Consider the following 21,740-nt stretch of genomic DNA (forward strand, 5'->3'; position numbering starts at 1 on the left):
CCAGTCTGGTTGTTGAGCCATTGATGTAAAAGAGGGAAAACCCGTCTACTGTCCCCATGTGGATGTCAATATGGGCGAGAGCACAAGCCAGGAGGCCGCAATAAAGACCAGTGGGCGACCGTTTTGTTGGTCAGCGAGCTAGTAACGGATTGCTTCTACATCAAACTCAAGTTAGCCTCATGCCACACCTCCCGCCTCCAGAAACGAGGAAAAGATGTACAAAGGTCAGTCTGGTATGTGGTCCTGGCTGCTTCATCGCATTACAGGGCTGGGTATTCTACTATTTCTACTCATTCACATCGTCGACATTTCTATTCTGGGCTTTGGTCCTGAAGTCTATAACAAGAGTGTTCTGCTTTTTGATCAAGTCATTGTGCGGCTCTTATCTCTCGCACTGATCGCGGCTGTTTTCTATCATGGCTTTAACGGCCTGCGTATTATGGCTATCGACTTCTGGAGCAAGGGTGTACGCTATCAAAAGAGCATGTTTATTGGGGTGCTGATCGTCACCATTCTCGTATTTATTCCCGTAGCGTACTATGTGTTACGTCCTGTCCTCGACTGGATTTTCCATCTGCCCTCGACTGCTCAAGTGGGCCACTAGTGATCATTGGAAGTGCTATGTAAAGCGATAGCAGAGAAAGAGGAATTTTGCAATGCGTGTTTCAACTGGATTTGGCCCACGCCCCGCGGGTGGTGGTTTTGAGACATTTTCCTGGTATTTTTTCCGCGCCTCAGGCATTGTCTTGATCTTCCTTGTCATCATCCATTTAATTATTATGCATGTCACCAATGATGTATCGCAGACAACGTATGCGTTTGTGGCCTCTCGATATGCAAACCCCTTCTGGCGTCTGTTTGACTGGCTGCTTTTAACCTTAGCACTCACACACGGCATGAATGGTTTGCGGGTCGTCATTGATGATTACGTGCGAAATGCATCCTTGCGTCTCTGGCTGCTCTCTCTGGTCGGAGTGTTACTGCTCGTTTTCTTTATGCTGGGAACGATCACGCTGGTTACCTTTACAGGTGCTGCGGCCATTCATTAGTCGAATGAGGAAAGAATATGTATCATAAATTTGACGTGGTTATTGTGGGCGCAGGCGGCGCGGGACTCATGGCTGCCATGCAGCTTCCTAATGCCAGTGTTGCAGTCCTGACAAAGGTCTATCCCACCCGTTCGCATACTGGTGCGGCACAGGGCGGCGTGGCAGCAGCTCTTGGCAATCAGGAAGAGGATCACTGGAAATGGCACATGTATGACACGGTCAAAGGCGGAGACTACCTGGTAGATCAGCCAGCAGCCGAGATTCTAGCGCGTGAGGCCATTGACGCAGTGTACGAGCTAGAGCATCGAGGCCTTCCCTTTAATCGTACAGAGGATGGGCGAATCGATCAGCGCAGGTTTGGCGGGCACACGCGTAATTTTGGAGAGGGTCCAGTGCGTCGAGCCTGTTATGCTGCGGACCGCACTGGTCACATGATCCTACAGACAATGTACCAGAACGCTGTCAAAAATCAGGTTAACTTCTTCAATGAATTTCTGGTCCTGGACCTGCTGATTAATGATGGAGTTGTCTGTGGAGTCGTCGCATTACAGATTCGTACGGGCGAGATCCACACATTTCATGGCAAGGCTGTGCTGTTTGCCACAGGTGGGTATGGACGAGCCTGGCGGGTTACAAGTAATGCCTTTGCCTGTATGGGTGATGGCATGGCGATCGCCTATCGTCGCGGTATTCCTTTGCAGGATATGGAGATGTATCAGTTTCACCCAACTGGCATCTATAAAGTTGGCGTGCTCCTGAGCGAGGCAGCTCGTGGTGAGGGTGGTAAGATCCTGAATGGCAAAGGCGAATACTTTATGGAACGCTACATGCCCACTCTGAAGGATCTGGCCCCACGAGATATTGTCTCGCGCTGTATTGTACAGGAGATCAACGACGGCAACGGTGTCGATGGCAAAGATTATGTTTACCTGGATGTTCGCCATCTGGGAGCTAAGAAGATTGCTGAGAAACTGCCAGATATCACAGATTTTGCTCGTAACTATCTTGGCGTAGAGCCCATTACCGAGCCTGTGCCGATTCAGCCAACTGCCCACTATGCCATGGGTGGTATTCCCACCGATATTGACGCGCGCGTTGTCATTGACTCTCAGCGAACACCACTGCCCGGCTTCTACGCTGCTGGCGAGGTTGCCTGTGTCTCCGTCCATGGAGCAAATCGTCTTGGCACTAACTCACTGGTTGACCTGATCGTCTTTGGTCGTCGAGCAGGCAAACATATCGCCAGCTTTATTGCCGAGAACGATCATGTTACCTTACCACCTCAGCATGAGGATTACTCACGCCAGCTGGTTGATAAGCTCTATAGCTCTACTGGTGGCGAATCGGCTGCCCGCATTCGCAGTGAACTTCAAAACGAAATGAATGATAACGTCTTTGTCGAACGCAACGAGCGCGGCCTCAGTCATGCTTTAGACACGATCGATGGCCTGCGGGATGCCTATCAGGGGATCCAACTGCAAGACAAAGGCAAGAATTTTAATACAGAGCTTGTTGAGGCCATCGAATTGGGCTTCTTGCTAGAATGTTCTGAGGCAACCATCCATGGAGCAAAGGCGCGTAAAGAGAGCCGTGGAGCGCATTATCGGTTAGATTATCAAAAGCGTGATGACGTCAATTGGCTTAAGCATACCCTGGCCTACAAAGGAACAAAAGCGCACGATGTACGCCTGGAATATAAAGATGTCATTCTCATTGATGATCCCATCTTTAAGCCGAAAGAGCGCAAATACTAATCAGACAGACGAACAATGGAGCAAGCCCATCCAGCCTGATCGATGGGCCAGAGGAGAGAGCGATGAAGGTACTTCTACGCATTAAGCGCTATGATCCTGAACGTGAAGCCAAGCCATACTGGGACGAGTTCCGTGTTGAATCAGATCCCATTGATCGCTTGCTGGATGCCTTAAATACCGTCAAGTGGACAATGGATGGCACCTTAACGTATCGGCGTTCCTGTGCACATGGTGTCTGTGGCTCAGATGCTATGCGTATTAATGGGCGTAACAGGCTAGCGTGCAAAGTATTGATGCGTGATGTGGGCAATAAAGTGACGATTGAGCCAATGTTAGGTTATCCTGTGATCCGCGACCTTGTCGTCGATATGGATAATTTTTTTGAAAAATATAAATCAGTAAAACCATATCTCATCAATTACGATAACGAGCCAGGGACCGAGCGTCTGCAATCAGCTACTCAGCGAGAGCGCTTTGATGAGGGGACCAAATGTATCCTTTGTGGAGCCTGTACAGGATCGTGTCCTTCAATCTGGGGTAATCCGGATTGGGTTGGTCCAGCCTCGATAGTGAATGCTCATCGCTTTATCTTTGATAGCCGCGATCAGGGCGGATCTGAGAGATTGCAGATTCTGGGTCGTAAAGACGGAGTCTGGCGTTGTCGCACTATCTTCAATTGTGCAGACGCCTGCCCTCGCGGCATCCCTGTCACCGATCTCATCGAGCAGGTCAAGCGAGCAATTGTCTATGGAGGACCAGGCGAGGAATAATTACCATCGATGAAGTGGGGTTAGTGCTATTTCTGTAGCATTAACCCTCTTTTTTTATGCATTAAATGAGAATAATCCAAAAAAACTGTAATTAGAGCGTAAAATATGACCTGATTGAAACAGTTCCGACGTCTATGTCGTTATACATAAGCGTACGGCATTGTTTATCTTTGTAAGTGCAAGGTCCATGGAGAAGGTCTCCAGAGCTTTACACAAGGAGGCATGGATGTTGAGCGAATCGAAAACATTTTCTACCAGGATCAAAACAATTCTCGTGGTCGAGGACGATGGAGATATGAGCGAAGTGATGTACATGACACTCTCAGAAGAGCCATCCTTTCATCCGATTATCATTAATAGCGCTTTTGAAGCACTGGAGCTAGCCCCACGTATTATGCCAGATCTATTTATTCTTGATTATCTGCTAGCAGGTATGAATGGAATTGAGCTCTATGATCGTCTCCATGCAACACCTGGATTAGAAAAAATCCCCACTATTATTACAAGCGCCAGTCTTTATGTTCACCGCTTGCAGATAGATGATCGTCACCTCACAGGCCTTGAAAAGCCCTTCGACCTCGACATTCTTTTACAAACAGTTAAGCAAGTCGTGGGTTAATATTGATCTGCTCTAATCAAGTGGACCTCATCCTGGCTAAGGAAAACCTCTTCTCCTGTTTTCAAGGGATCGCGCTTAATAGTCTGTTAGAGAGGTGTATGCCCTCTCATCAGGCCGCAGGAGTCCCATCTGTTACATCAAGCATGCAACCTGTTGTCAGATACCGACCTCTCTCAAGCCTTTTCTTTGATCGATCAAATTAGCTTGATAGACACAGATCGCATCATGTTTTCTTTGCTTGCCAAAAAAGAACCTGATCACAGCCATTTTTTGTCATTGTATAGAAGTGAGAGGAATAGATCGCCGAGGAGCCTCCGAGCGCTATTGTGCAGCCCAATGGTATAAGGACACTGGTGTTTTTTTTGCATAGAGCCTTCTTACTAAGAGTACAATAGAGAAGGCAATACTAATAGTTGAGGATAAAAGCGATGGCACAAGATACAGAGAACTGGCAACACCAGTCTGTCCTGACAAATGGTATTCGAATGCATTATGTGACCCTGGGAAGTGGTCCGCTTATAGTCTTGCTGCATGGTTTTCCAGAATTCTGGTACTCCTGGCGCAAGCAGATCCCATTTTTAGCTGAGCTTGGTTATAAGGTAGTTGCACCAGATTTGCGTGGATATAATGAGACAGACAAGCCTCGCACTGGCTATGATATACCAACGCTCTTACGCGATATTGTTGGCCTGATTCATGCTCTTGACTATCAAAAAGCAATTATTATAGGTCACGACTGGGGTGGAGCTTTAGCCTGGATGTTTGCGATCAACTATCCACAATTGACCGATCGACTGGTAGTAATGAACGCGCCTCATCCAGGGGCAATGCAGCGTGAACTCAAGACCTGGAAGCAGTTGAGCAAGAGCTGGTATATCTTTGCCTTTCAGCTTCCTTTTCTGCCAGAGTATCAATTGGGGCGTAATCACGCAAAGTTGATAGGCACATTGATATACGAAGCGGCATATCAGAAAGATGCCTTTCCGCCCGACGTATTGGAGCGTTACCGTGAAGCCATGAGCAAACCAGGGGCATTACGAGGAGGAATAAACTACTACCGCGAACTGTTCAAAACGCAATTCAGCCTTTTCATGGGTTCCAGACAGATCGGCATCATTGCAGCTCCCACATTACTCATCTGGGGAGAGCAAGATATCGCGCTAGATATTGCTTTAACGAAGGACCTGGATGCCTGGGTTCCTGAGCTGAGCATAAAATACGTACCTGATAGTGGACACTGGGTACAGCAAGAGAAGCCAGAGCTTGTCAATCGATACCTTGCAGATTTTTTGCATAAATAAGGAAAGAAAGACATAAAAAAAGATGAGGGAAAGCCCTCATCTTTTAAAATAGTTATTTACATTGTATCTGCAAACAAACTGCTTACTGATTCTCCATTATGGATGCGTTGGATTGCTTCTGCCAGGAGAGGAGCAATCGAAAGTACAGTCATGTTTGGTAAGCGTTTCTTTTCCGGAATGGGAAGCGTATTTGTGGTCACAATCTCACTGATATCATGTTGCTCACGCAGTCGAGCGATCGCCTTATCACTGAAGACGCCATGAGTACAGACCACCACAATATTGCCAACGTGGTGTTCCCGTAAGCGTTCAAGGATCTCTAGAATCGTACCGCCATTAGCAATCTCATCATCGATAATAATGACATCTTTACCTTCAACATCGCCGACAATCGTATCAATGACAACGCGATCATCGCTTAACCTTTGTTTGCTACCGGCGGCAACAGGGACCTTAAGGAGGCGAGCAAAGTGCGAGGCTGACTTGGCATTGCCCAGATCGGGAGACACAACCACCGTATTTCTCAGATCTCGCTGACGAAAATAATGTGCCAGGACATTAAGAGCGTTGAGGTGATCGGTTGGAACGCTAAAGAAGCCATGGACCTGTGCGGCGTGTAAAGTCATTACCATGATCCGATTTGCTCCTGACGTTTGCAGTAAATCAGCAACCAGGCGACCTGCAATCGAGATACGTGGAGCATCTTTTTTATCTGAACGGGCATAAGCGTAGTAAGGAATAACCGCAGTAGTGCGAGCCGCCGAAGCGCCGCGAGCTGCATCTAACATCAAAAATAGTTCCATCAGATGTTCTTGAACTGGAGGAACCAGTGGTTGAATCAGAAAAACATCGCTTTCTCTACAATTGGCTTTGAGTTGAACTTGTAAGCAATCATTCCCAAAGCGTTGCAGATGCGTTTGTGAGAGTGGTACGCCCAAACAATTGCAAACCTCATGGGCCAGATCTTGATGAGCTGATCCACTAAAAATCGTAATTTCGCGCATAAGCTTCCCTTTTTAGATACCGTGGAGATCGTCAATACGAGTGTATGTTATCACAACTCTGCCACTTTTCTCTGAATTCATCACCCTAATTTCTCCTATCCCTAAAGACGAGTATTCTTTTTTATAGATCCAGGATCTGGTGTTGAGAGAGCTCAATGGTTCAATCAATTGTCCCTGGACATAAGGTATTATAAATCCAACTCATTATAGGTGCTGTTGCCGATCTCTGTATACTGACAGATAGCTCTATCTTCTGAGATTGATGCTTCTGAGAATCCTCTCACCTGCCTCTGTTGTATCGCTTTGCTCTCCCGCTGCGTTTTAGAAGAGATCCTTTTAGAGTGGAATATTTACTTGTAATATATGTAAAGATAGAATGTACAACTATACTGATTAGATCAATGGATGAAGTTGGGGAGGGGGATATTCTTATGATAGTTTCATTTGTGCTGGCTGCTGCATTAAGCTCTTCGGTTGTGTTGATCTGGTTGCTCATTGGTCTGCTGGCCGGTTTTCTGGCTGGTAAAATGATGAATGAAAGTGGATTTGGAATTGGTGGTGACATTGTTGTTGGCCTGATAGGTGCTTTTGTGGGAGGAATGTTAACTGATCTGCTGATACCAGATGCCACAACCAGTTTTATAGGAAGCCTGTTTGTAGCTTTTATTGGAGCCTGTGTTTTTATTGCCGCATTGCGTTTCTTCACTGGCAGGAAGCGAACATATTGATAATAGTACAGTAATATATGGAGCGCTAGAAAGTGCATCGGGCCGTCATTCTTCATGAAAGGTGGGCGGCTCTTCTTGTTAGCATCTTTCTCGAGGAACCTGGGCTATTAAGGAGAGAGATCATCTTTGGCAAATTGAGCCTGACTTTTCTGACGTTCATACGTATAGATAATAGCCAGGTAAATAGGGCCATTGCTACATGTTTTAGCGAAAATGAGAGGGACTGATCCAATGCTTACAGCAGGTATTATACTGGTTACTCTTTTATCGATAGTTATTGGAGGAATTGCGCTAGCGGCGATGGCCTTTTGGGTCTGGATGCTCATTGATTGTGCTCAGAACAAAAGGATCACTGAAAATGAGCGCATTATGTGGCTCCTAATTATCTTCTTTGTGCATATCGTTGGAGCCTTAATTTATTTCTTTGTGGGACGGGCTAAACAGCGAGCACCATTGCCTTATTCAGCTTCAGTAGTTGGGGCAGTTGATCCAGCCTTATATGCGCAGGGTTATAGAATGCACCAGATGCCACCACAGCGAGGCCCAGAACGTCCTCCTGTAGAGGATGAGGTGCAAAGACAAGCTTATGAACAGCCTCAGGCCTCCTATCCTGAACAGAGATCCGAGTAGTCAGGATTATCCTGTTGCTTGCAGACCGCTAAATAAAATATGATTGATGTTCTGTGGTAAAAAAATATTCTGTGCAGCATTTTCAATCGGAGCAAGCGAAAGTGCGGCCTGATGAGGCGAGTGAGATGGCAGTGTCCAGCTTGAAAGAGAAGCGATAAGCAAAAACGCCGCCCAGTCAGGCGGGTGAGATGGCAGCGCCATCTTGAAAGAAAAGAGAGAAGCAAAAAACGCCGCCCAGCTAGGCGGGTGAGATGGCAGCGTCCTATTTTCCCATGCAGTTGCCCACAGAGTATCATCGGGGCTGAAGAGCTTAACTACCGTGTTCGGGATGGGAACGGGTGGACCCTCTTCGCTACAGCTACCAGCTCACCTGCATATCCAGGTGGCGTTTTCAACAAGACGAATACTACCAGAACCTTTGAGCTTTGTCAACCCCTTTTTGGTCCGTCTTTTTTTCACGGGGAGGCAAAGGTGCACGATGGACCTCTCCTTCCTAATGGTGGAGCTGCACCATGCCAGCTCCTCCATAGCATTGTGCCACGGAGGGGCTCACACAGCGGAGCAGGACAGAGGAAAGAGACAAGCGACTTTCCCTATTTAAAAGAGCACGATATGATTTTTTGCGTGTGAGGCAAGAAAAGCAGTAGGGAAGGTTGCTTGTCTCCTTCCACATCGTGCCCCTGCACCATGGTTGCCCCTCCATAGCTTCGTTTCCCCATTTTCCATTTTCCACTTGAGCAATGGAGGGGCTCACACAGCGGAGCAGGAACAGAGGAAAGAGACAAGCAACTTTCCCTACTTTACATTATTTTATATGTGAAAAAGATCATGATGCGGTAATAGAAGTAGGGAAGGTCGCTTGTCTCCTTCCACATCTCGAAGCTCCGCAATGCCAGCCCCTCCATAGCATCATGTCCCATTGGGCCATGAAGGAGCTCATAGAGCGGAGTGGGGAACAGAGGAAAGAGACAAGCAACTTTCCCTACTTTATATCATTTTATATGTGAAAAAGATCATGATGCGGTAATAGAAGTAGGGAAGGTCGCTTGTCTCCTTTCAAATCTCGAAGCCCCACCATGCCAGCCCCTCCATCGCCCATGGTCACGTTGCGTTATGAAGGAGCGACCAGAGCGGAGTTGAAACGAGCCCCTTCCCGACGCTTCCCCGCTTCTGCACGAACCAGCAAAGCCCAGCAAAAAGTCGGGTGTCCGTCAAATTTTTGCAAAGAGGTAGACACGTACAAGGAAAGAAGGTAAGATAGAACGAAGAAAATGTGGAGGTGGACCGTGAAGGAACCAAACGAAGAACAGTGGCAAGAGCTCAGTACACGTATTTTAACAGACATCAGAGAATGGCGGCGTAGCCATCCGAAAGCGACCCTGGCCGAAATTGAAGAGGAAGTTCACCGGCGCATGAGCCAGCTGGAAGCTCAGGTGATCGAGGATACCGCCCACACCAGTGCTTTTCAATGTTGGAGTGGCAAACCGGCGCACGAACGACCCTGCTGCCCGATCTGCCGCACGCCGTTGCAGACCCGAGGGAAACACATGCGGACCCTGCAAGCAGCGGGGGGACATGACATCACCCTGAAACGCGAGTATGGAACCTGTCCCACCTGTGGGACAGGTCTTTTTCCCCCTGGATGACGAGTTAGCTCTGCTTCCCGGACGCCTGACCCCACAACTGCAAGAACACCTGACGCACCTGGCAAGTTGGATGCCTTTTGCGCGTGCAGCCCAGATGCTCGAACGGCTTCTGGGAGTCCAGGTCAGCGAGCCAACGGTGCGACGCAAGACGCTAGATGCAGGCACAAGGTCCCAGGTGCGACAAACATCATCGCATGACGCCTCATGGCAGGCGAACAGTGGAGGGGACAAGCAGGTCATCAGTGTTGATGGAGCCTACGTTCCACTGATTGGTGGAGAATGGGCTGAGGTTCGCACGTTGGTGATCGGAGAGATCGACGTGGCGAAGAAACATCAGGGGAAACAGGAAACGAAGGTTGAGCGCCTCTCGTCCTTCTCGCGTCTGACGGATGCCGACACCTTTGGCGAACTGGCTCAAGGAGAAATGGAGCGCCGTGGGGTGCCTTCTGCCAAGGCGGTCTGTGCCGTCATGGATGGGGCAGACTGGCTGCAAGGTTTTGTCGATCTCCATCGGCCCGATGCGGTACGTATTTTAGATGTTCCGCATGCGGCTCACCATTTGAGCCAGTTGATTGAGGCCTTGCAGCAGGCAGGAGTACGCTTGCCTGCTGATGTCCTGCCACGAAGCATCCACATCCTCAAACATCGTGGTCCTGGGTTGTTCGTGCGCTGGTATGATCGCTTGCCTCCCTTGATCAAAGAGGGTGAGGCCGTTTCCAAACAGGAAGCGTACCTTCGCAAACGTCTGAGCTTGATGGACTATCCCACCTTTCAACGAGAAGGGTGGCCCATTGGCTCGGGTATGGTAGAAAGCGCCAACAAACTCGTCGTCCAAGCACGTTTGAAAGGGGCTGGCATGCATTGGCAGCGTCATCATGTCAATGCGATGCTCACCTTACGCAACGCTGTCTGCAATGAACGGTGGTCTGAGTGCTGGCACGAGGGAGTCCAGCAGCAGCAGTCTGAGCATGCCCTCAAGCGCACTCAGCGCGCTGAGAAGCGCTGGCAAGAGGTGTGCTCCTCTTTGTTGCACTGCCTTTTGCGGTCTCACCCTTCAACGCCTGCTCCTCTGGCGACTCCATCACCTCCTGTTGAACCTCCCGTTGCGGTGCGTTCGGCTGAACCTTGTGCCACCTTGCCTGGATCTTCTCGTCCCTCGCCTCATCACATCTGGAAGCGCCTCCCTGCGTGTCGTCCAAAGGAGATTGCAAAAATTTGACGGACACCCCAAAAAGTCACCCCCCTTGACAGCCCCTTTCCCGAGTGCTATACTCCGTGAGCTGTCGTTTCCAGACAATCACTCTCCTGGAGGGTGCTCCTGTCCGCAAACCCCCGGCTGTGCCACGATAACGTGGCCCCTCAGGAAGTTGTCCTTCCCGATGATGTGCACGACCACACGGTTCGTCCGTGGGTCTTTCAGCCCTCTTCAGAGGCCGGAAGCGTCCACACACTGGAGAAGAAGGACTTTTGGGGCAGGCGAAAAACTCAACAAGAAAACGCTTGACAGACCCCGAGGAATGTGAGATACTACAGCAGTCGTCGCGAGAACGCCAAAACAACGCAATCGAGCGAGACACCCGAGAGCTACGGTTCTCGATCAGTCGCACTTTGACAACTGAAGAGTGGAAAGCAGAACAGTAACTGGTTTAGTGAAGAAGTAACAAGACACCAGTTCCTGTCAATTCAATCACTTGGCTCACGCTAAGTGATGCAATCTGCGAACAAGCCAAGCAATAAAATACTTGGACTGGATCGCGAACTACACAATGCATTTTTTCATCCTCCGCTGTGAGGGTGAGGACATAAATTGGATGGCGAGTTTGATCCTGGCTCAGGATAAACGCTGGCGGCGTGCCTAACACATGCAAGTCGAACGCACTCAGCAATGAGTGAGTGGCGGACGGGTGAGTAACGCGTGGATTATCTGCCCCAAAGTGAGGAATACCGGCGAGAAATCGCCGACAATACCGCATATGCTCGTAAGAGGAAAGCTCGTAAGGGCGCTTTGGGATGGGTCTGCGTCTGATTAGCTAGTTGGTAGGGTCAAGGCTTACCAAGGCGACGATCAGTAGCTGGTCTGAGAGGACGATCAGCCACACTGGGATTGAGAACGGCCCAGACTCCTACGGGGGGCAGCAGTGAGGAATTTTCGTCAATGGGGGCAACCCTGAACGAGCAACGCCGCGTGCAGGATGACGGTTTTCGGATCGTAAACTGCTTTTCTTGGGGACGAGAACGGACGGTACCCAAGGAAGAAGCCCCGGCTAACTACGTGCCAGCAGCCGCGGTAATACGTAGGGGGCAAGCGTTGTCCGGATTTATTGGGCGTAAAGCGCACGCAGGCGGTCAGGTAAGTTTGTACTGACAATCTCCGGCTCAACTGGAGAGGGTGTATGAAGACTGCTTGACTTGAGGGCTTCAGAGGGACACGGAATTCCGGGTGGAGTGGTGAAATGCGTAGATATCCGGAGGAACACCAATGGCGAAGGCAGTGTCCTGGGAAGTACCTGACGCTCAGGTGCGAAAGCCAGGGGAGCGAACGGGATTAGATACCCCGGTAGTCCTGGCCGTAAACGATGACCACTAGGCGTTGGAGGGTTCGACCCCTTCAGTGCCGGAGCTAACGTTTGAAGTGGTCCGCCTGGGGAGTACGGTCGCAAGATTAAAACTCAAAGGAATTGACGGGGACCCGCACAAGCAGCGGAGCGTGTGGTTTAATTCGATGCAACGCGAAGAACCTTACCAGGACTTGACATGGAATTGCACCAGCGGTAACGCGCTGTCCCTTCGGGGCGGTTCCACAGGTGCTGCATGGCTGTCGTCAGCTCGTGTCGTGAGATGTTGGGTTAAGTCCCGCAACGAGCGCAACCCCTGTCGTTAGTTGAATGATCTAACGAAACTGCCGCGATCAACGTGGAGGAAGGCGGGGATGACGTCAAGTCAGCACGGCCCTTACGTCCTGGGCGACACACACGCTACAATGGTCGAGACAAAGAGTTGCGAACCCGCGAGGGGGAGCCAATCTCGTCAAACTCGGCCTCAGTTCAGATTGGAGGCTGCAACCCGCCTCCATGAAGTGGGAGTTGCTAGTAACCGTAGGTCAGCACACTACGGTGAATACGTTCCCGGGTCTTGTACACACCGCCCGTCACACCACGAAAGTCGGCAACACCTGAAGCCGCTGGGCTAACCCTTCGGGGGGGCAAGCGTCGAGGGTGGGGTCGGTGATTGGGGTGAAGTCGTAACAAGGTAGCCGTACCGGAAGGTGCGGCTGGATCACCTCCTTTCTAGGGAGCTTTGATGGATCTTTCTCAGCAATGAGCAAGCACCTCCATCCACTCCTAGGTCGAAACAGGATACTGATGGTTGCTTTGAGCGACCAGGGACTGCGTTTGGTTTCCACTCTCCAGTGGTTGGGGTTTCCCTGATCACGTGCACCTGAACAACTGAAGAGGATATTCCTTCAATTTTGCTGAGCGATGAAGATTGCAAGCACGAGTTGAAGCAGAGCAAGCAAGACACCATCAAGACCAAAGAAACGAACAAGCTACACAGAGTACGAGGTGGATGCCTTGGCACGAAAGACCGATGAAGGACGCGGAGACCGGCGAAACGTTCGAGGGGAGCTGCATACAAGCTATGAACCTCGAGATTCCGAATGGGGCAACCCATCCAGAGTGATGTCTGGATACTCCCTGTTGAACACATAGACAGGGTAGAGGGCAGCGGGCGAACTGAAACATCTCAGTAGCTCGACGAAAAGAAATCAACCGAGATTCCCGTAGTAGTGGCGAGCGAACCGGGAGGAGCCCAAACCATCCGTTCTTCGGAACGGGCGGGGTTGTAGGACTCGCAACAAACAATGGCCGATCATTCGAATGCGTTGGAAAGCGCAACCAGAGCAGGTGAGAGTCCTGTAGAAGACGATCAACCGGCGTGGGCGAGGATCCTGAGTACCACGAGGCACGTGAAACCTTGTGGGAAGCTGGGGGGACCACCCTCCAAGGCTCAACATCTTTCGTGACCGATAGCGAACAAGTACCGTGAGGGAAAGGTGAAAAGCACCCCGAGAGGGGGATGAAAGAGACCCTGAAACCACGTACTCACCAGCAGTCAGAGGCCACTGTTCCAGGAGGAACTAAGGGCTGATGGCGTGCCTTTTGTAGAATGATCCGGCGAGTGCATCGTCGTAGCAGGTTAACCAGCGGTAAAGCTGGGGAGCCAGAGGGCAACCGAGTCTGAAGCAGGCGCGCGTTGCGGCGATGCGACCCGAAACCACGTGAGCTATCCATGAGCAGAGTGAAGCGGATGTGACAGTCCGTCGAGGCTCGAACCCACCAGTGTTGCAAAACTGGGGGATGACTTGTGGATAGGGGAGAAATTCCAATCGAACGTGGAGATAGCTGGTTCTCCCCGAAATGTATTGAGGTACAGCTGCATGTGTTGTCTGTTGGAGGTAGAGCGCTGGAAAGGCTCGGGGCCCTGTGCGGGTTACCAACCCTTCTCAAACTGCGAATGCCAGCAGAATGGAGCATGCAAGTGAGACAGTGGGGGCTAAGCTTCATTGTCAAAAGGGAAACAGCCCAGATCACCGGCTAAGGTCTCCAAATCACTGCTCAGTGTCAAAGGGAGTCAGTACGCAATAACAGCCAGGATGTTGGCTTAGAAGCAGCCATCATTGAAAGAGTGCGTAATAGCTCACTGGTCGAGTGTAGTGGCACCGACAACGTAGCGAGGCTTAAGCAGTGTACCGAAGCCGTGAATTGCATCACTTGTGGTGCAATGGTAGGGGAGCGTTCTCAAGCAGAGAAGCCAGACCGGAAGGACTGGTGGAGCGACGAGAAGTGAGAATGCCGGAATGAGTAGCGCAATCTCTGTGAAAACCAGAGACACCGAATGCCTGAGGGTTCCTGGGCACCGTCAATCGTCCCAGGGTGAGTCGGGCCCTAAGCCGAGGACGTCATAGTCGTAGGCGATGGAAAGCAGGTCAGAGATTCCTGCACTAGCGTCAGATCGTTAGTAACAATGGGGGGACGCAGTAGGGAAGGTGAACCGATCGAATGGACAGGATCGGCGTGTCGTTTGAAGTGCGAGACCGAGGCAAATCCCGGTCTCCTGTGCATGACAGCGGCACCGAGCGCGAGCAATCGTGCGGAAGTCATCGGACCCCAGGCTGCCAAGAAAAGCCTCTCGTGAGAGCTGACGCTACCCGTACCGCAAACCGACACTGGTAGGCAGGGGGAACTCCCCCAAGGTGATCGAGCGACCCTCTGTTAAGGAACTCGGCAAATTGACCCCGTACCTTCGGTAGAAGGGGTGCCCCAGTAGCGTGTTTCGATGCGTGAGGGGGCTGCAAGAAATTGGCTCAACCGACTGTTTACCAAAAACACAGGTCTCTGCGAACGCGAAAGCGGAAGTATAGGGGCTGACTCCTGCCCAGTGCCGGAAGGTTAAGCTAAGTGGTGTTCGTAGCCACGAGGTGAAGCCCCGGTGAACGGCGGCCGTAACTATAACGGTCCTAAGGTAGCGAAATTCCTTGTCGGGTAAGTTCCGACCCGCACGAAAGGAGTAACGAGTTGAGCACTGTCTCGACAGAGGACTCGGCGAAATTGAAGTACCCGTGAAGATACGGGTTACCCACGACAGGACAAAAAGACCCCGTGGAGCTTTACTACAGCTTGGCCTGGATACGAGGGACAGCGTGCGTAGCATAGGTGGGAGCCGGAGAATCCATCCTTGTGGGGGTGGAGGAGGCAGCAGTGAAATACCACTCTCGTTGTGTTTTGTGTCTCACGCCAGACCGTGAACCGGTTGGCAGACAGGACCAGGTGGGTAGTTTGACTGGGGCGGTCGCCTCCCAAAGAGTAACGGAGGCGCTCAAAGGTTCTCTCCGGGTGGATGGACATCACCCTTCAAGAGTGTAAAGGCAGAAGAGAGCTTGACTGCAAGGCAGACGCGCCGAGCAGGGACGAAAGTCGGACTTAGTGATCCCACATTCCCGAGTGGAAGGAGTGTGGCTCAACGGATAAAAGCTACCCCGGGGATAACAGGCTTATCTTGCCCAAGAGTTCACATCGACGGCAAGGTTTGGCACCTCGATGTCGGCTCGTCGCATCCTGGGGCTGGAGTAGGTCCCAAGGGTTGGGCTGTTCGCCCATGAAAGCGGCACGCGAGCTGGGTTCAGAACGTCGCGAGACAGTTCGGTCTCTATCCGTCGTGGGCGTAGGAAGATTGAGGGGCGTCATCTCCAGTACGAGAGGACCGAGATGGCTGAACCGCTGGTGTGCCAGTTGGCCTGCCCGGGCCACAGCTGGATAGCTATGTTCAGAAGGGATAAGCGCTGAAGGCATCTAAGCGCGAAGCCGCACCCAAGATGAGTCTTCCCATCACTTCGTGTGATCAAGATCCCAGGAAGAAGACCTGGTCGATAGACGACACGTGGACGCCTGGTAACAGGTGGAGCGAAGTCGCCCTAATGATCGTACGGCTTGTCATTCAGGTCTTGAGTGGGTGAGCGAGCAGAAATCGGCTTGAACGCGTGGTTGCAAGCGGCGCGCTCGGCAAAATTGAGAGAATATCCTCAACAGTTGGTACCATCAGGTGCACTGGAACAAAGAGAGAAGTCAGGATTGTGAGATCCTGGCTTTTTTTTTGCGTCTTACTTTCTTGCAAAGTAGTATAGACAACTGTGTTTACAGATTGTTTATAGGCGGTATAGCGTTCATTGACAAGATTTTTCGCCTCGCAGATGAACACCATACCTTCCCCTATCCCAGACTTTCTGGCTTCACCGATTTTCAATATACTGGCGAATAGTCTTCTGGTTTGCATTCCTGATAATGCAGCCAAAATACTTCCAGCCCCCATAAGGGTTCTCTCTCCAGAAAGAACATTCCAATTCTATGAAGAAAACCCATAGATTGGATTCGAGCGTTTTCCCCTGCAAAATCCGCTCTGGCAAGCGTTGGGTAGCGCATATCTTTGCGCTGTAGCCGTGGGAGAGTCCAGCTTCATCCTGACCGGGCTCAAAAGGCTTGTCCTCTATAAATTGAGCATAGATTGAGGTTATCGAGCCTTTCCTATGCCCTTCTTAAATCCAGGCAATAAGAGCGCCGTCTGGCGAACTCAGGCTTCTTACGAAGCCCTGAGCCTTCAATTCAGGGGTAATTCACTATGCCGCCTGGTATATACTCCAGTTGAGCGACCTCTGGACTTGCGTTGTAATTGCAAAATGAGCTGAGTAAGCGCTTCCTTGTGTTCTACCTCTGAGTAACCACCTTCATCCCTACCATCATTTTCTTGATCCTGTACTATTCCTTGTGCTGACTGTTCCTGTGATTCTAGAACCTGCTCCATCCACTGAGTGCCACAGACACCACAGATGCCATGACTCGCCTCATACAGTTTTGGCAATGGTGTTGGAGAGAGCCTCTCACCTACGCTATCAATTAAGCGTAAACACCATGCGCACTGACGCACCATAATTCCACATCCTTTCACGCAGGCATCTTTTGAAACGAAGAAGACTTTATCCGTAGTATAACGGATCTCTATGGGTCATAGTTAGGCCATTCCTGTACCATTTTAGAAATTACTCCTCTTTCTCTGGATACTCTTCAATAGAATTTCGTGCATAGACAGCTCGAAATTTTTCTACTCCACGTGCAACGCGTTTTCGTGCCGCCTCTGGTGTGATAGCAATTAACTTTCCAATCTGTTCATATGTTAAACCATTGGCAAAGTGAAGTTGCAGGCATGCGGCATCCTTTGGCCTCAATAATGCTAATGTTTGCTCAACGAGGATGCGCGTCTCTGCCTGTTCTTCAACTGAAGGGCCCAGAGCTATCAATTGGAGAATATTTGCATCCTCATGTTCAATCTGCATAGTAGCGATACCATCCTCAAGAGAAGAGGTAGGGTTTGCTGAGAAATGTACTATCTGTCGGAGGCGTTTGCGGTTGAGATATTGGAGCCCATAATTAGTGGCAATACGATAGATCCAGGCGTCTAGTGCAAGATCAACTGACGTCTTCTCAATCTCTTTATAAACTTGTAAAAATGTATCCTGGGAGAGATCCAGGGCAACTTCATAGTCCCTGACAAGACGATATAAGTATCCTGTAATTGGCTGTTGTAGTCTTTCGATCAACGAACGAAAGGCCTGTGCATCCTTCGCCTGTAGGCGTGCTACCTCTACCACCTGAACATCCATCTCCATCTGGCCTTATCTCGTGGTCATACATAGACGACCGAGCCGTCGTTTTATTTTCCCCCTATTTATTATAATCAATGTGAAGGTGGAAAACGGACAGATTTCTATCGTTCTTCTTTCTATTTTTACCAAAATTATGAGCAAATACTGCTCTTGAGAAGAAAAATACCTGTGAGAGTACTGTCGGTTCTGAATGATATAATGCCTCGCGCTGTTAACGAGAGGCCATTATATCACAAAATTATTCTGCTGCCTATTATGAAAAGCTTAGTATTATCGATAACTTCAGGCTACTGTAACAGAGACGCTGTGATAGCCTGATGAGCCATCTGGCTGTGGTGGCGCTTCCTGAGGATCCTGGACATTCCCTTCTTTATCAATGGCTCTCACGATAATAGTGTATGTACCAGCTTTGGGCTGCCAGGGGAGTTCCCACAAGACCCATGTGAGCTCGGAGAGTGGCTTTTTGAGCATTGCTGGCTGCCATGTTGAGCCCTGGTCAAAGCTTACATCTACCTCGCTGATGCCTTTGTTCCCTGAGAAGGCGACCCCTGCAACATAGGTTGGCTTGTCGGCCTTGATGGATATACCCGAGCCCGGGGTATCGATGCGCGAGGTCATGCGAATTGGTGCTGGATCGCTCCATCCATTCTGCTGCCAATAGCCTTTATAATCCGTGTCTACAACCTCAATACGAGTGATCCATTTGACGTGCTTCATTCCATAGATACCAGGAACAAGTAGCCGTGCTGGATAGCCATGATTCTGAGGCAAGGTCTTCCTATTCATTTTGACCGCTACAACTGTTGTTGGCTCCAGCGCTTTGCTGAGATGAATGCTGTCAGTGTAGTTATCAGCGGCATGGAGTACAACCTTGGTTGCGCCAGGTTTGAGTGTTCCTGCTTTTTTGAGGAGATCTTCCAGGACGATTCCATCCCAGACAGCGTTGCCCATATATTGGCCGCCTACATCGTTACTGATGCACATAAGCGTTTCAGGCTGCTGTTTCATTGGAAGCGCCATCAATTGACTATAATTGAGGGTGTAGGGAGAGCTTACGGCTCCATCTACGGTAAGCTGCCAGCTATTGCCATCGACAGTTGGATCGGAGAAGAGATTTTTTGAGACGGTATAGAACTCTCCGTTACTGGTAACTTCAGAAGAGAGATTAGGGACTGATGTAAAATCTGTATAATCTGGTTGTGGAACCGGGCTGATCTTATTTTTATAGTTTTGAACCAGTTTACTTGATGAAAAGAATGAGCCGGTACCACCAGTTATGAAGCGCCAGGCCGCCACTCCTACTACTCCTACTCCTATTACGATCAATCCATTGCGTAGAAGTGCACGTCTACTGGCTGTCTGAGCCGCCTGGGGATCTGGCTTATTGGGGGCTTCGTGTTCGATCAACCAGTTTTGCAAGAAGATATAGATGAGCCCGAAGACTATGCCCACTACAGCCAGACTTATCATAGTATTGTTTGCACCAATTGTCAGCTCTGAACCGAAGATGCCAGCCTGTGTCAGAGGTAAGAAGACCAGACCGGTCAGTAACCAGAGGAGTGCTGCCAGGAGTAGACCCGTAAGAATTGTTAATCTTCCTCGCTGATCCTGAGCTTTAGGAAGATTGATTGATTGCACGAGAAGAGTACAGAGTCCTCCAAATAGTGCAAAGACCAGACATTGTCCAACAAGGATAATATAGAACAGGTAGTGTTTGGCATCGCCTCCAATAGTACGGTGGAGATATTCAAATAATGACAGAGGCATTGACTGTGCTATTGTTGAGCCCAGTGCCTCGGCGAGCGAGATACTACCCAGTGTCTGACTAAGTACAAGCATTAATATTGTGGCACAGATGCCCGCGCCTAATCCGGCTTGAAATCCGAGCCGAAAGTGATCTCTTCTGGTATAGGGTGTTATGTTCATACTGCCACCTTTGATGGAAGACAAAAAAGTTTAAGAAGTATCTCCCACTAGTATTACACGCTCGCTGATGACTATTTTTACTGGCCTTAACAAGATGTTCTACGAAGACGAACATTTTTGCACTATACCATTTTATGCATGAAATATATCAATAATCTAGTATCGTGATCTTTTCTCTTGCGAGAGGATGGAAAGATCTTGTATTGGCAAGAGGGCAATGAAGGCTCACCCTCTTGCCGCTGTATTATCCGTGAAACGCCTTTGCTCCTGCACTCACCTCACGACTGAGACGAAACCCCCTCCTGGTTTATAATCAGGCGATTGATGCCGGAAATAGGTGTTATAGAGTTGAGCATAATGCCCTCCTCGCCTCATGAGCTCTTCATGATCACCTTCTTCGACGGAGCGACCTTGTTCGATGACAATAATACGGTCAGCGTGACGAATTGTTGAAAGCCGATGGGCAATGACGATAGCTGTCCGATTTTTCAGGATGACGTCCAGGCCTTCTTGAATCTGCGCCTCTGTAAGCGGATCAATGCTGGCGGTGGCTTCATCCATGATGATGATGGCTGGATCTTGTAGTAAGACGCGGGCCAGAGCTACCAGTTGCCGTTGTCCCATTGAGAGTGAACGCCCCGTCTCTCCTACAAGCGTCTGTAAGCCTTCTGGCAGTGCTTCTAACCAATCGCCGCCACCGATATGTTCGGCAACGCGCCGGACCTCTTCATCGGTTGCTTCAGGCCGAGCATAGCGAATATTATCGGCGACTGTACCAGAGAAGAGAAATGGGATCTGTGGCACGATTCCTAGAGAGCGATGATATTCATGCAGATCAAATGTGCGAATATCCTGCCCATCGATGAGGAGTTGTCCACCCTGAAATTCATAAAAGCGGGCGATGAGTTTGGCAATACTGGATTTGCCAGCTCCTGTGTGACCAACAAATGCAACCGTTTCTCCAGCTTTGATCTTTACATTGAATTTAGAGAGGACGGTCTGTCGCTGGTCATAGCTAAAGATCATATCCTTAAACTCAATCTCTCCTTTAAGCTGAGGAACTTTCTGCTGGTCAACCTGTTTGACGTGTGCTTCAGCATCCAGCAGGGCAAATACGCGTTCGCTTGCGGAAAGGCCCTGTTGAAACTGACTCCAGAATGAAGCAATACTTGTTAAAGGGAGCCAGAGGAGCATTAAGCTTTGCACAAAAAGAAACCAATCACCGGCTGAGATGTTCCGATCAAGCACGCTATGCCCACCGAAATACACAACGATGGTGGTGCCAATATTGGTGATCAGAATCAATATTGGGAAGATCCCATTGTAAAGAAAGCCAGTCCGTAAATGGACGTGATAGGATTGTTTGTTGACCTTTGTAAACTCGTCGTACATGTTCTGTTCTTGCCGAAAGTTTTTGGCAATTGTAATGCCACTGATGATCTCCTGTACGTTTGAGTTTACGCGAGCCAGGGAGCGCTGGGTATTGCGCGTCAGACGACGAGCAATGCGGCGAAAGCCCAGAGCAACCAGGATAATGATGGGCATGATCGTCAAGGTGAGGAGAGTAAGCTGCACATTTTTGAAGAGAAGGACTCCTACAATAATCAAAAACAGCAGCACCTGGCTCAGAAGGTTCAGCGTTAAGGTCACGACTGCGGCAAAGTTATCCGTGTCCGATGTGACGCGACTGACGATCTTGCCCGACGAAAATTCGTCAAAGAAGGACATGTCACGCGAGATGACGGCGCGGAAGGCATCCTGGCGTAGTTTTAAAACGACGGTACCGACTGTACGAGCGGTAAACCATTGTCTAAAGAGATTGCAGGTCCATGAGAGGACACCGGCTAAGAGAATAAAGAGCACAAGCGTACCAGCTTGCTGGAGCATCTGGCTGCCGCTCAGTGAATCAAGGCTGCGTGAGACCAGGATCGGGAAGGCTGAGTCTAAGCCTGAATTGAGCACGACCAGTACTGTGATTCCCACCATAAGAGGCCAATGGGGCTTAAAATACCCGCCTATGCGACGGATGAGCTGGCTATCTTTATAACTACGGTCGTATGCTTCTGCATCCAGACCATCCATGAAGAATCCCATGTGT

The 21,740-nt window shown here is 49.8% G+C and carries 14 protein-coding genes, 3 rRNA genes and 1 pseudogene; 11 read left to right on the forward strand and 7 right to left on the reverse strand.

The features are described from left to right. The first annotated feature begins 214 nt into the window (after positions 1–214). From sdhC to EL628_RS04025, 6 genes are all read left to right on the forward strand, one after another. Entirely contained in the window at positions 215–604 is a 390-nt protein-coding gene (sdhC, locus tag EL628_RS04000) for a succinate dehydrogenase, cytochrome b556 subunit (protein ID WP_126578494.1), read from the forward strand. A 52-nt stretch (positions 605–656) separates the two neighbouring features. Beyond that, entirely contained in the window at positions 657–1,049 is a 393-nt protein-coding gene (gene sdhD, locus EL628_RS04005; RefSeq protein WP_126578495.1) for a succinate dehydrogenase, hydrophobic membrane anchor protein, read from the forward strand. A gap of 17 nt (positions 1,050–1,066) precedes the next feature. After that, positions 1,067–2,803, forward strand: a complete 1,737-nt coding sequence (gene sdhA, locus EL628_RS04010) for a succinate dehydrogenase flavoprotein subunit (RefSeq protein WP_126578496.1) — start codon at positions 1,067–1,069, stop codon at positions 2,801–2,803. Between the two features lie 62 nt (positions 2,804–2,865). Next, positions 2,866–3,573 (forward strand): succinate dehydrogenase iron-sulfur subunit, encoded by a 708-nt coding sequence (locus EL628_RS04015; protein ID WP_126578497.1) that lies wholly within the window; start codon positions 2,866–2,868, stop codon positions 3,571–3,573. A gap of 226 nt (positions 3,574–3,799) precedes the next feature. Further along, positions 3,800–4,192: a response regulator gene (locus tag EL628_RS04020; protein ID WP_161975263.1), complete on the forward strand. Its 393-nt coding sequence runs from the start codon at positions 3,800–3,802 to the stop codon at positions 4,190–4,192. Positions 4,193–4,620: 428 nt separating this feature from the next. Continuing rightward, entirely contained in the window at positions 4,621–5,493 is an 873-nt protein-coding gene (locus EL628_RS04025; protein ID WP_126578499.1) for an alpha/beta fold hydrolase, read from the forward strand. Between the two features lie 56 nt (positions 5,494–5,549). Here the strand turns inward: EL628_RS04025 and EL628_RS04030 are convergent, their stop codons facing one another. Continuing rightward, positions 5,550–6,497, reverse strand: a complete 948-nt coding sequence (locus tag EL628_RS04030) for a ribose-phosphate diphosphokinase (protein ID WP_126578500.1) — start codon at positions 6,495–6,497, stop codon at positions 5,550–5,552. A gap of 431 nt (positions 6,498–6,928) precedes the next feature. On the opposite strand from EL628_RS04030, the gene EL628_RS04035 reads away from it, so the two are divergent. Together EL628_RS04035 and EL628_RS04040 are read left to right on the forward strand one after the other, a co-directional pair. Then, positions 6,929–7,225 (forward strand): GlsB/YeaQ/YmgE family stress response membrane protein, encoded by a 297-nt coding sequence (locus EL628_RS04035; RefSeq protein ID WP_126578501.1) that lies wholly within the window; start codon positions 6,929–6,931, stop codon positions 7,223–7,225. 231 nt (positions 7,226–7,456) lie between these two features. Beyond that, a complete protein-coding gene (locus EL628_RS04040) occupies positions 7,457–7,855 on the forward strand; it encodes a PLD nuclease N-terminal domain-containing protein (RefSeq protein ID WP_245993981.1) in 399 nt (132 codons plus the stop codon). 249 nt (positions 7,856–8,104) lie between these two features. Here EL628_RS04040 and rrf read toward each other — a convergent pair. Next, a 5S ribosomal RNA gene (gene rrf / locus EL628_RS04045) occupies positions 8,105–8,221 on the reverse strand. Positions 8,222–9,298: 1,077 nt separating this feature from the next. Between rrf and EL628_RS04055 the strand changes: the two are divergent. The 3 genes and pseudogenes from EL628_RS04055 to EL628_RS04065 all read left to right on the forward strand — a co-directional run bounded on the left by EL628_RS04055 (position 9,299) and on the right by EL628_RS04065 (position 15,997). Further along, positions 9,299–10,720 (forward strand): annotated as a pseudogene (locus tag EL628_RS04055) (ISKra4-like element ISKra2 family transposase). A 589-nt stretch (positions 10,721–11,309) separates the two neighbouring features. Continuing rightward, positions 11,310–12,788 (forward strand): 16S ribosomal RNA (locus EL628_RS04060). Positions 12,789–13,041: 253 nt separating this feature from the next. Beyond that, a 23S ribosomal RNA gene (locus EL628_RS04065) occupies positions 13,042–15,997 on the forward strand. Here the strand turns inward: EL628_RS04065 and EL628_RS04070 are convergent. The 5 genes from EL628_RS04070 to EL628_RS04090 form a co-directional block, all read right to left on the reverse strand. Next, positions 15,997–16,368, reverse strand: a complete 372-nt coding sequence (locus EL628_RS04070; RefSeq protein WP_126578504.1) for a hypothetical protein — start codon at positions 16,366–16,368, stop codon at positions 15,997–15,999. The two genes, EL628_RS04065 and EL628_RS04070, sit on opposite strands and share 1 nt — an antisense overlap. Before the next feature lie 285 nt (positions 16,369–16,653). Beyond that, the gene (locus tag EL628_RS04075; protein WP_126578505.1) at positions 16,654–16,983 is read right to left on the reverse strand and encodes a hypothetical protein; all 330 of its coding nucleotides are present in this window, start codon (positions 16,981–16,983) and stop codon (positions 16,654–16,656) included. Positions 16,984–17,092: 109 nt separating this feature from the next. After that, positions 17,093–17,719: an RNA polymerase sigma factor gene (locus EL628_RS04080; RefSeq protein WP_126578506.1), complete on the reverse strand. Its 627-nt coding sequence runs from the start codon at positions 17,717–17,719 to the stop codon at positions 17,093–17,095. 279 nt (positions 17,720–17,998) lie between these two features. Then, entirely contained in the window at positions 17,999–19,642 is a 1,644-nt protein-coding gene (locus EL628_RS04085) for a molybdopterin-dependent oxidoreductase (protein ID WP_126578507.1), read from the reverse strand. Positions 19,643–19,915: 273 nt separating this feature from the next. Continuing rightward, complete coding sequence (locus EL628_RS04090; protein ID WP_126578508.1) at positions 19,916–21,736, reverse strand: ABC transporter ATP-binding protein; 1,821 nt, start codon at positions 21,734–21,736, stop codon at positions 19,916–19,918. Positions 21,737–21,740: the final 4 nt, after the last annotated feature.

Source organism: Tengunoibacter tsumagoiensis (genome assembly GCF_003967535.1).
In the GTDB taxonomy this organism is placed as follows: domain Bacteria; phylum Chloroflexota; class Ktedonobacteria; order Ktedonobacterales; family Ktedonobacteraceae; genus Tengunoibacter; species Tengunoibacter tsumagoiensis.

Bases quoted from the DNA above. Each gene is read 5' to 3' on its own strand.
- sdhC (WP_126578494.1), top strand. From the start codon at position 215: ATGTACAAAGGTCAGTCTGGTATGTGGTCCTGGCTGCTTCATCGCATT.
- sdhD (WP_126578495.1), top strand. From the start codon at position 657: ATGCGTGTTTCAACTGGATTTGGCCCACGCCCCGCGGGTGGTGGTTTT.
- sdhA (WP_126578496.1), top strand. From the start codon at position 1,067: ATGTATCATAAATTTGACGTGGTTATTGTGGGCGCAGGCGGCGCGGGA.
- EL628_RS04015 (WP_126578497.1), top strand. From the start codon at position 2,866: ATGAAGGTACTTCTACGCATTAAGCGCTATGATCCTGAACGTGAAGCC.
- EL628_RS04020 (WP_161975263.1), top strand. From the start codon at position 3,800: ATGTTGAGCGAATCGAAAACATTTTCTACCAGGATCAAAACAATTCTC.
- EL628_RS04025 (WP_126578499.1), top strand. From the start codon at position 4,621: ATGGCACAAGATACAGAGAACTGGCAACACCAGTCTGTCCTGACAAAT.
- EL628_RS04030 (WP_126578500.1), bottom strand. From the start codon at position 6,497: ATGCGCGAAATTACGATTTTTAGTGGATCAGCTCATCAAGATCTGGCC.
- EL628_RS04035 (WP_126578501.1), top strand. From the start codon at position 6,929: ATGATAGTTTCATTTGTGCTGGCTGCTGCATTAAGCTCTTCGGTTGTG.
- EL628_RS04040 (WP_245993981.1), top strand. From the start codon at position 7,457: ATGCTTACAGCAGGTATTATACTGGTTACTCTTTTATCGATAGTTATT.
- EL628_RS04070 (WP_126578504.1), bottom strand. From the start codon at position 16,368: ATGGGGGCTGGAAGTATTTTGGCTGCATTATCAGGAATGCAAACCAGA.
- EL628_RS04075 (WP_126578505.1), bottom strand. From the start codon at position 16,983: ATGGTGCGTCAGTGCGCATGGTGTTTACGCTTAATTGATAGCGTAGGT.
- EL628_RS04080 (WP_126578506.1), bottom strand. From the start codon at position 17,719: ATGGAGATGGATGTTCAGGTGGTAGAGGTAGCACGCCTACAGGCGAAG.
- EL628_RS04085 (WP_126578507.1), bottom strand. From the start codon at position 19,642: ATGAACATAACACCCTATACCAGAAGAGATCACTTTCGGCTCGGATTT.
- EL628_RS04090 (WP_126578508.1), bottom strand. From the start codon at position 21,736: ATGGGATTCTTCATGGATGGTCTGGATGCAGAAGCATACGACCGTAGT.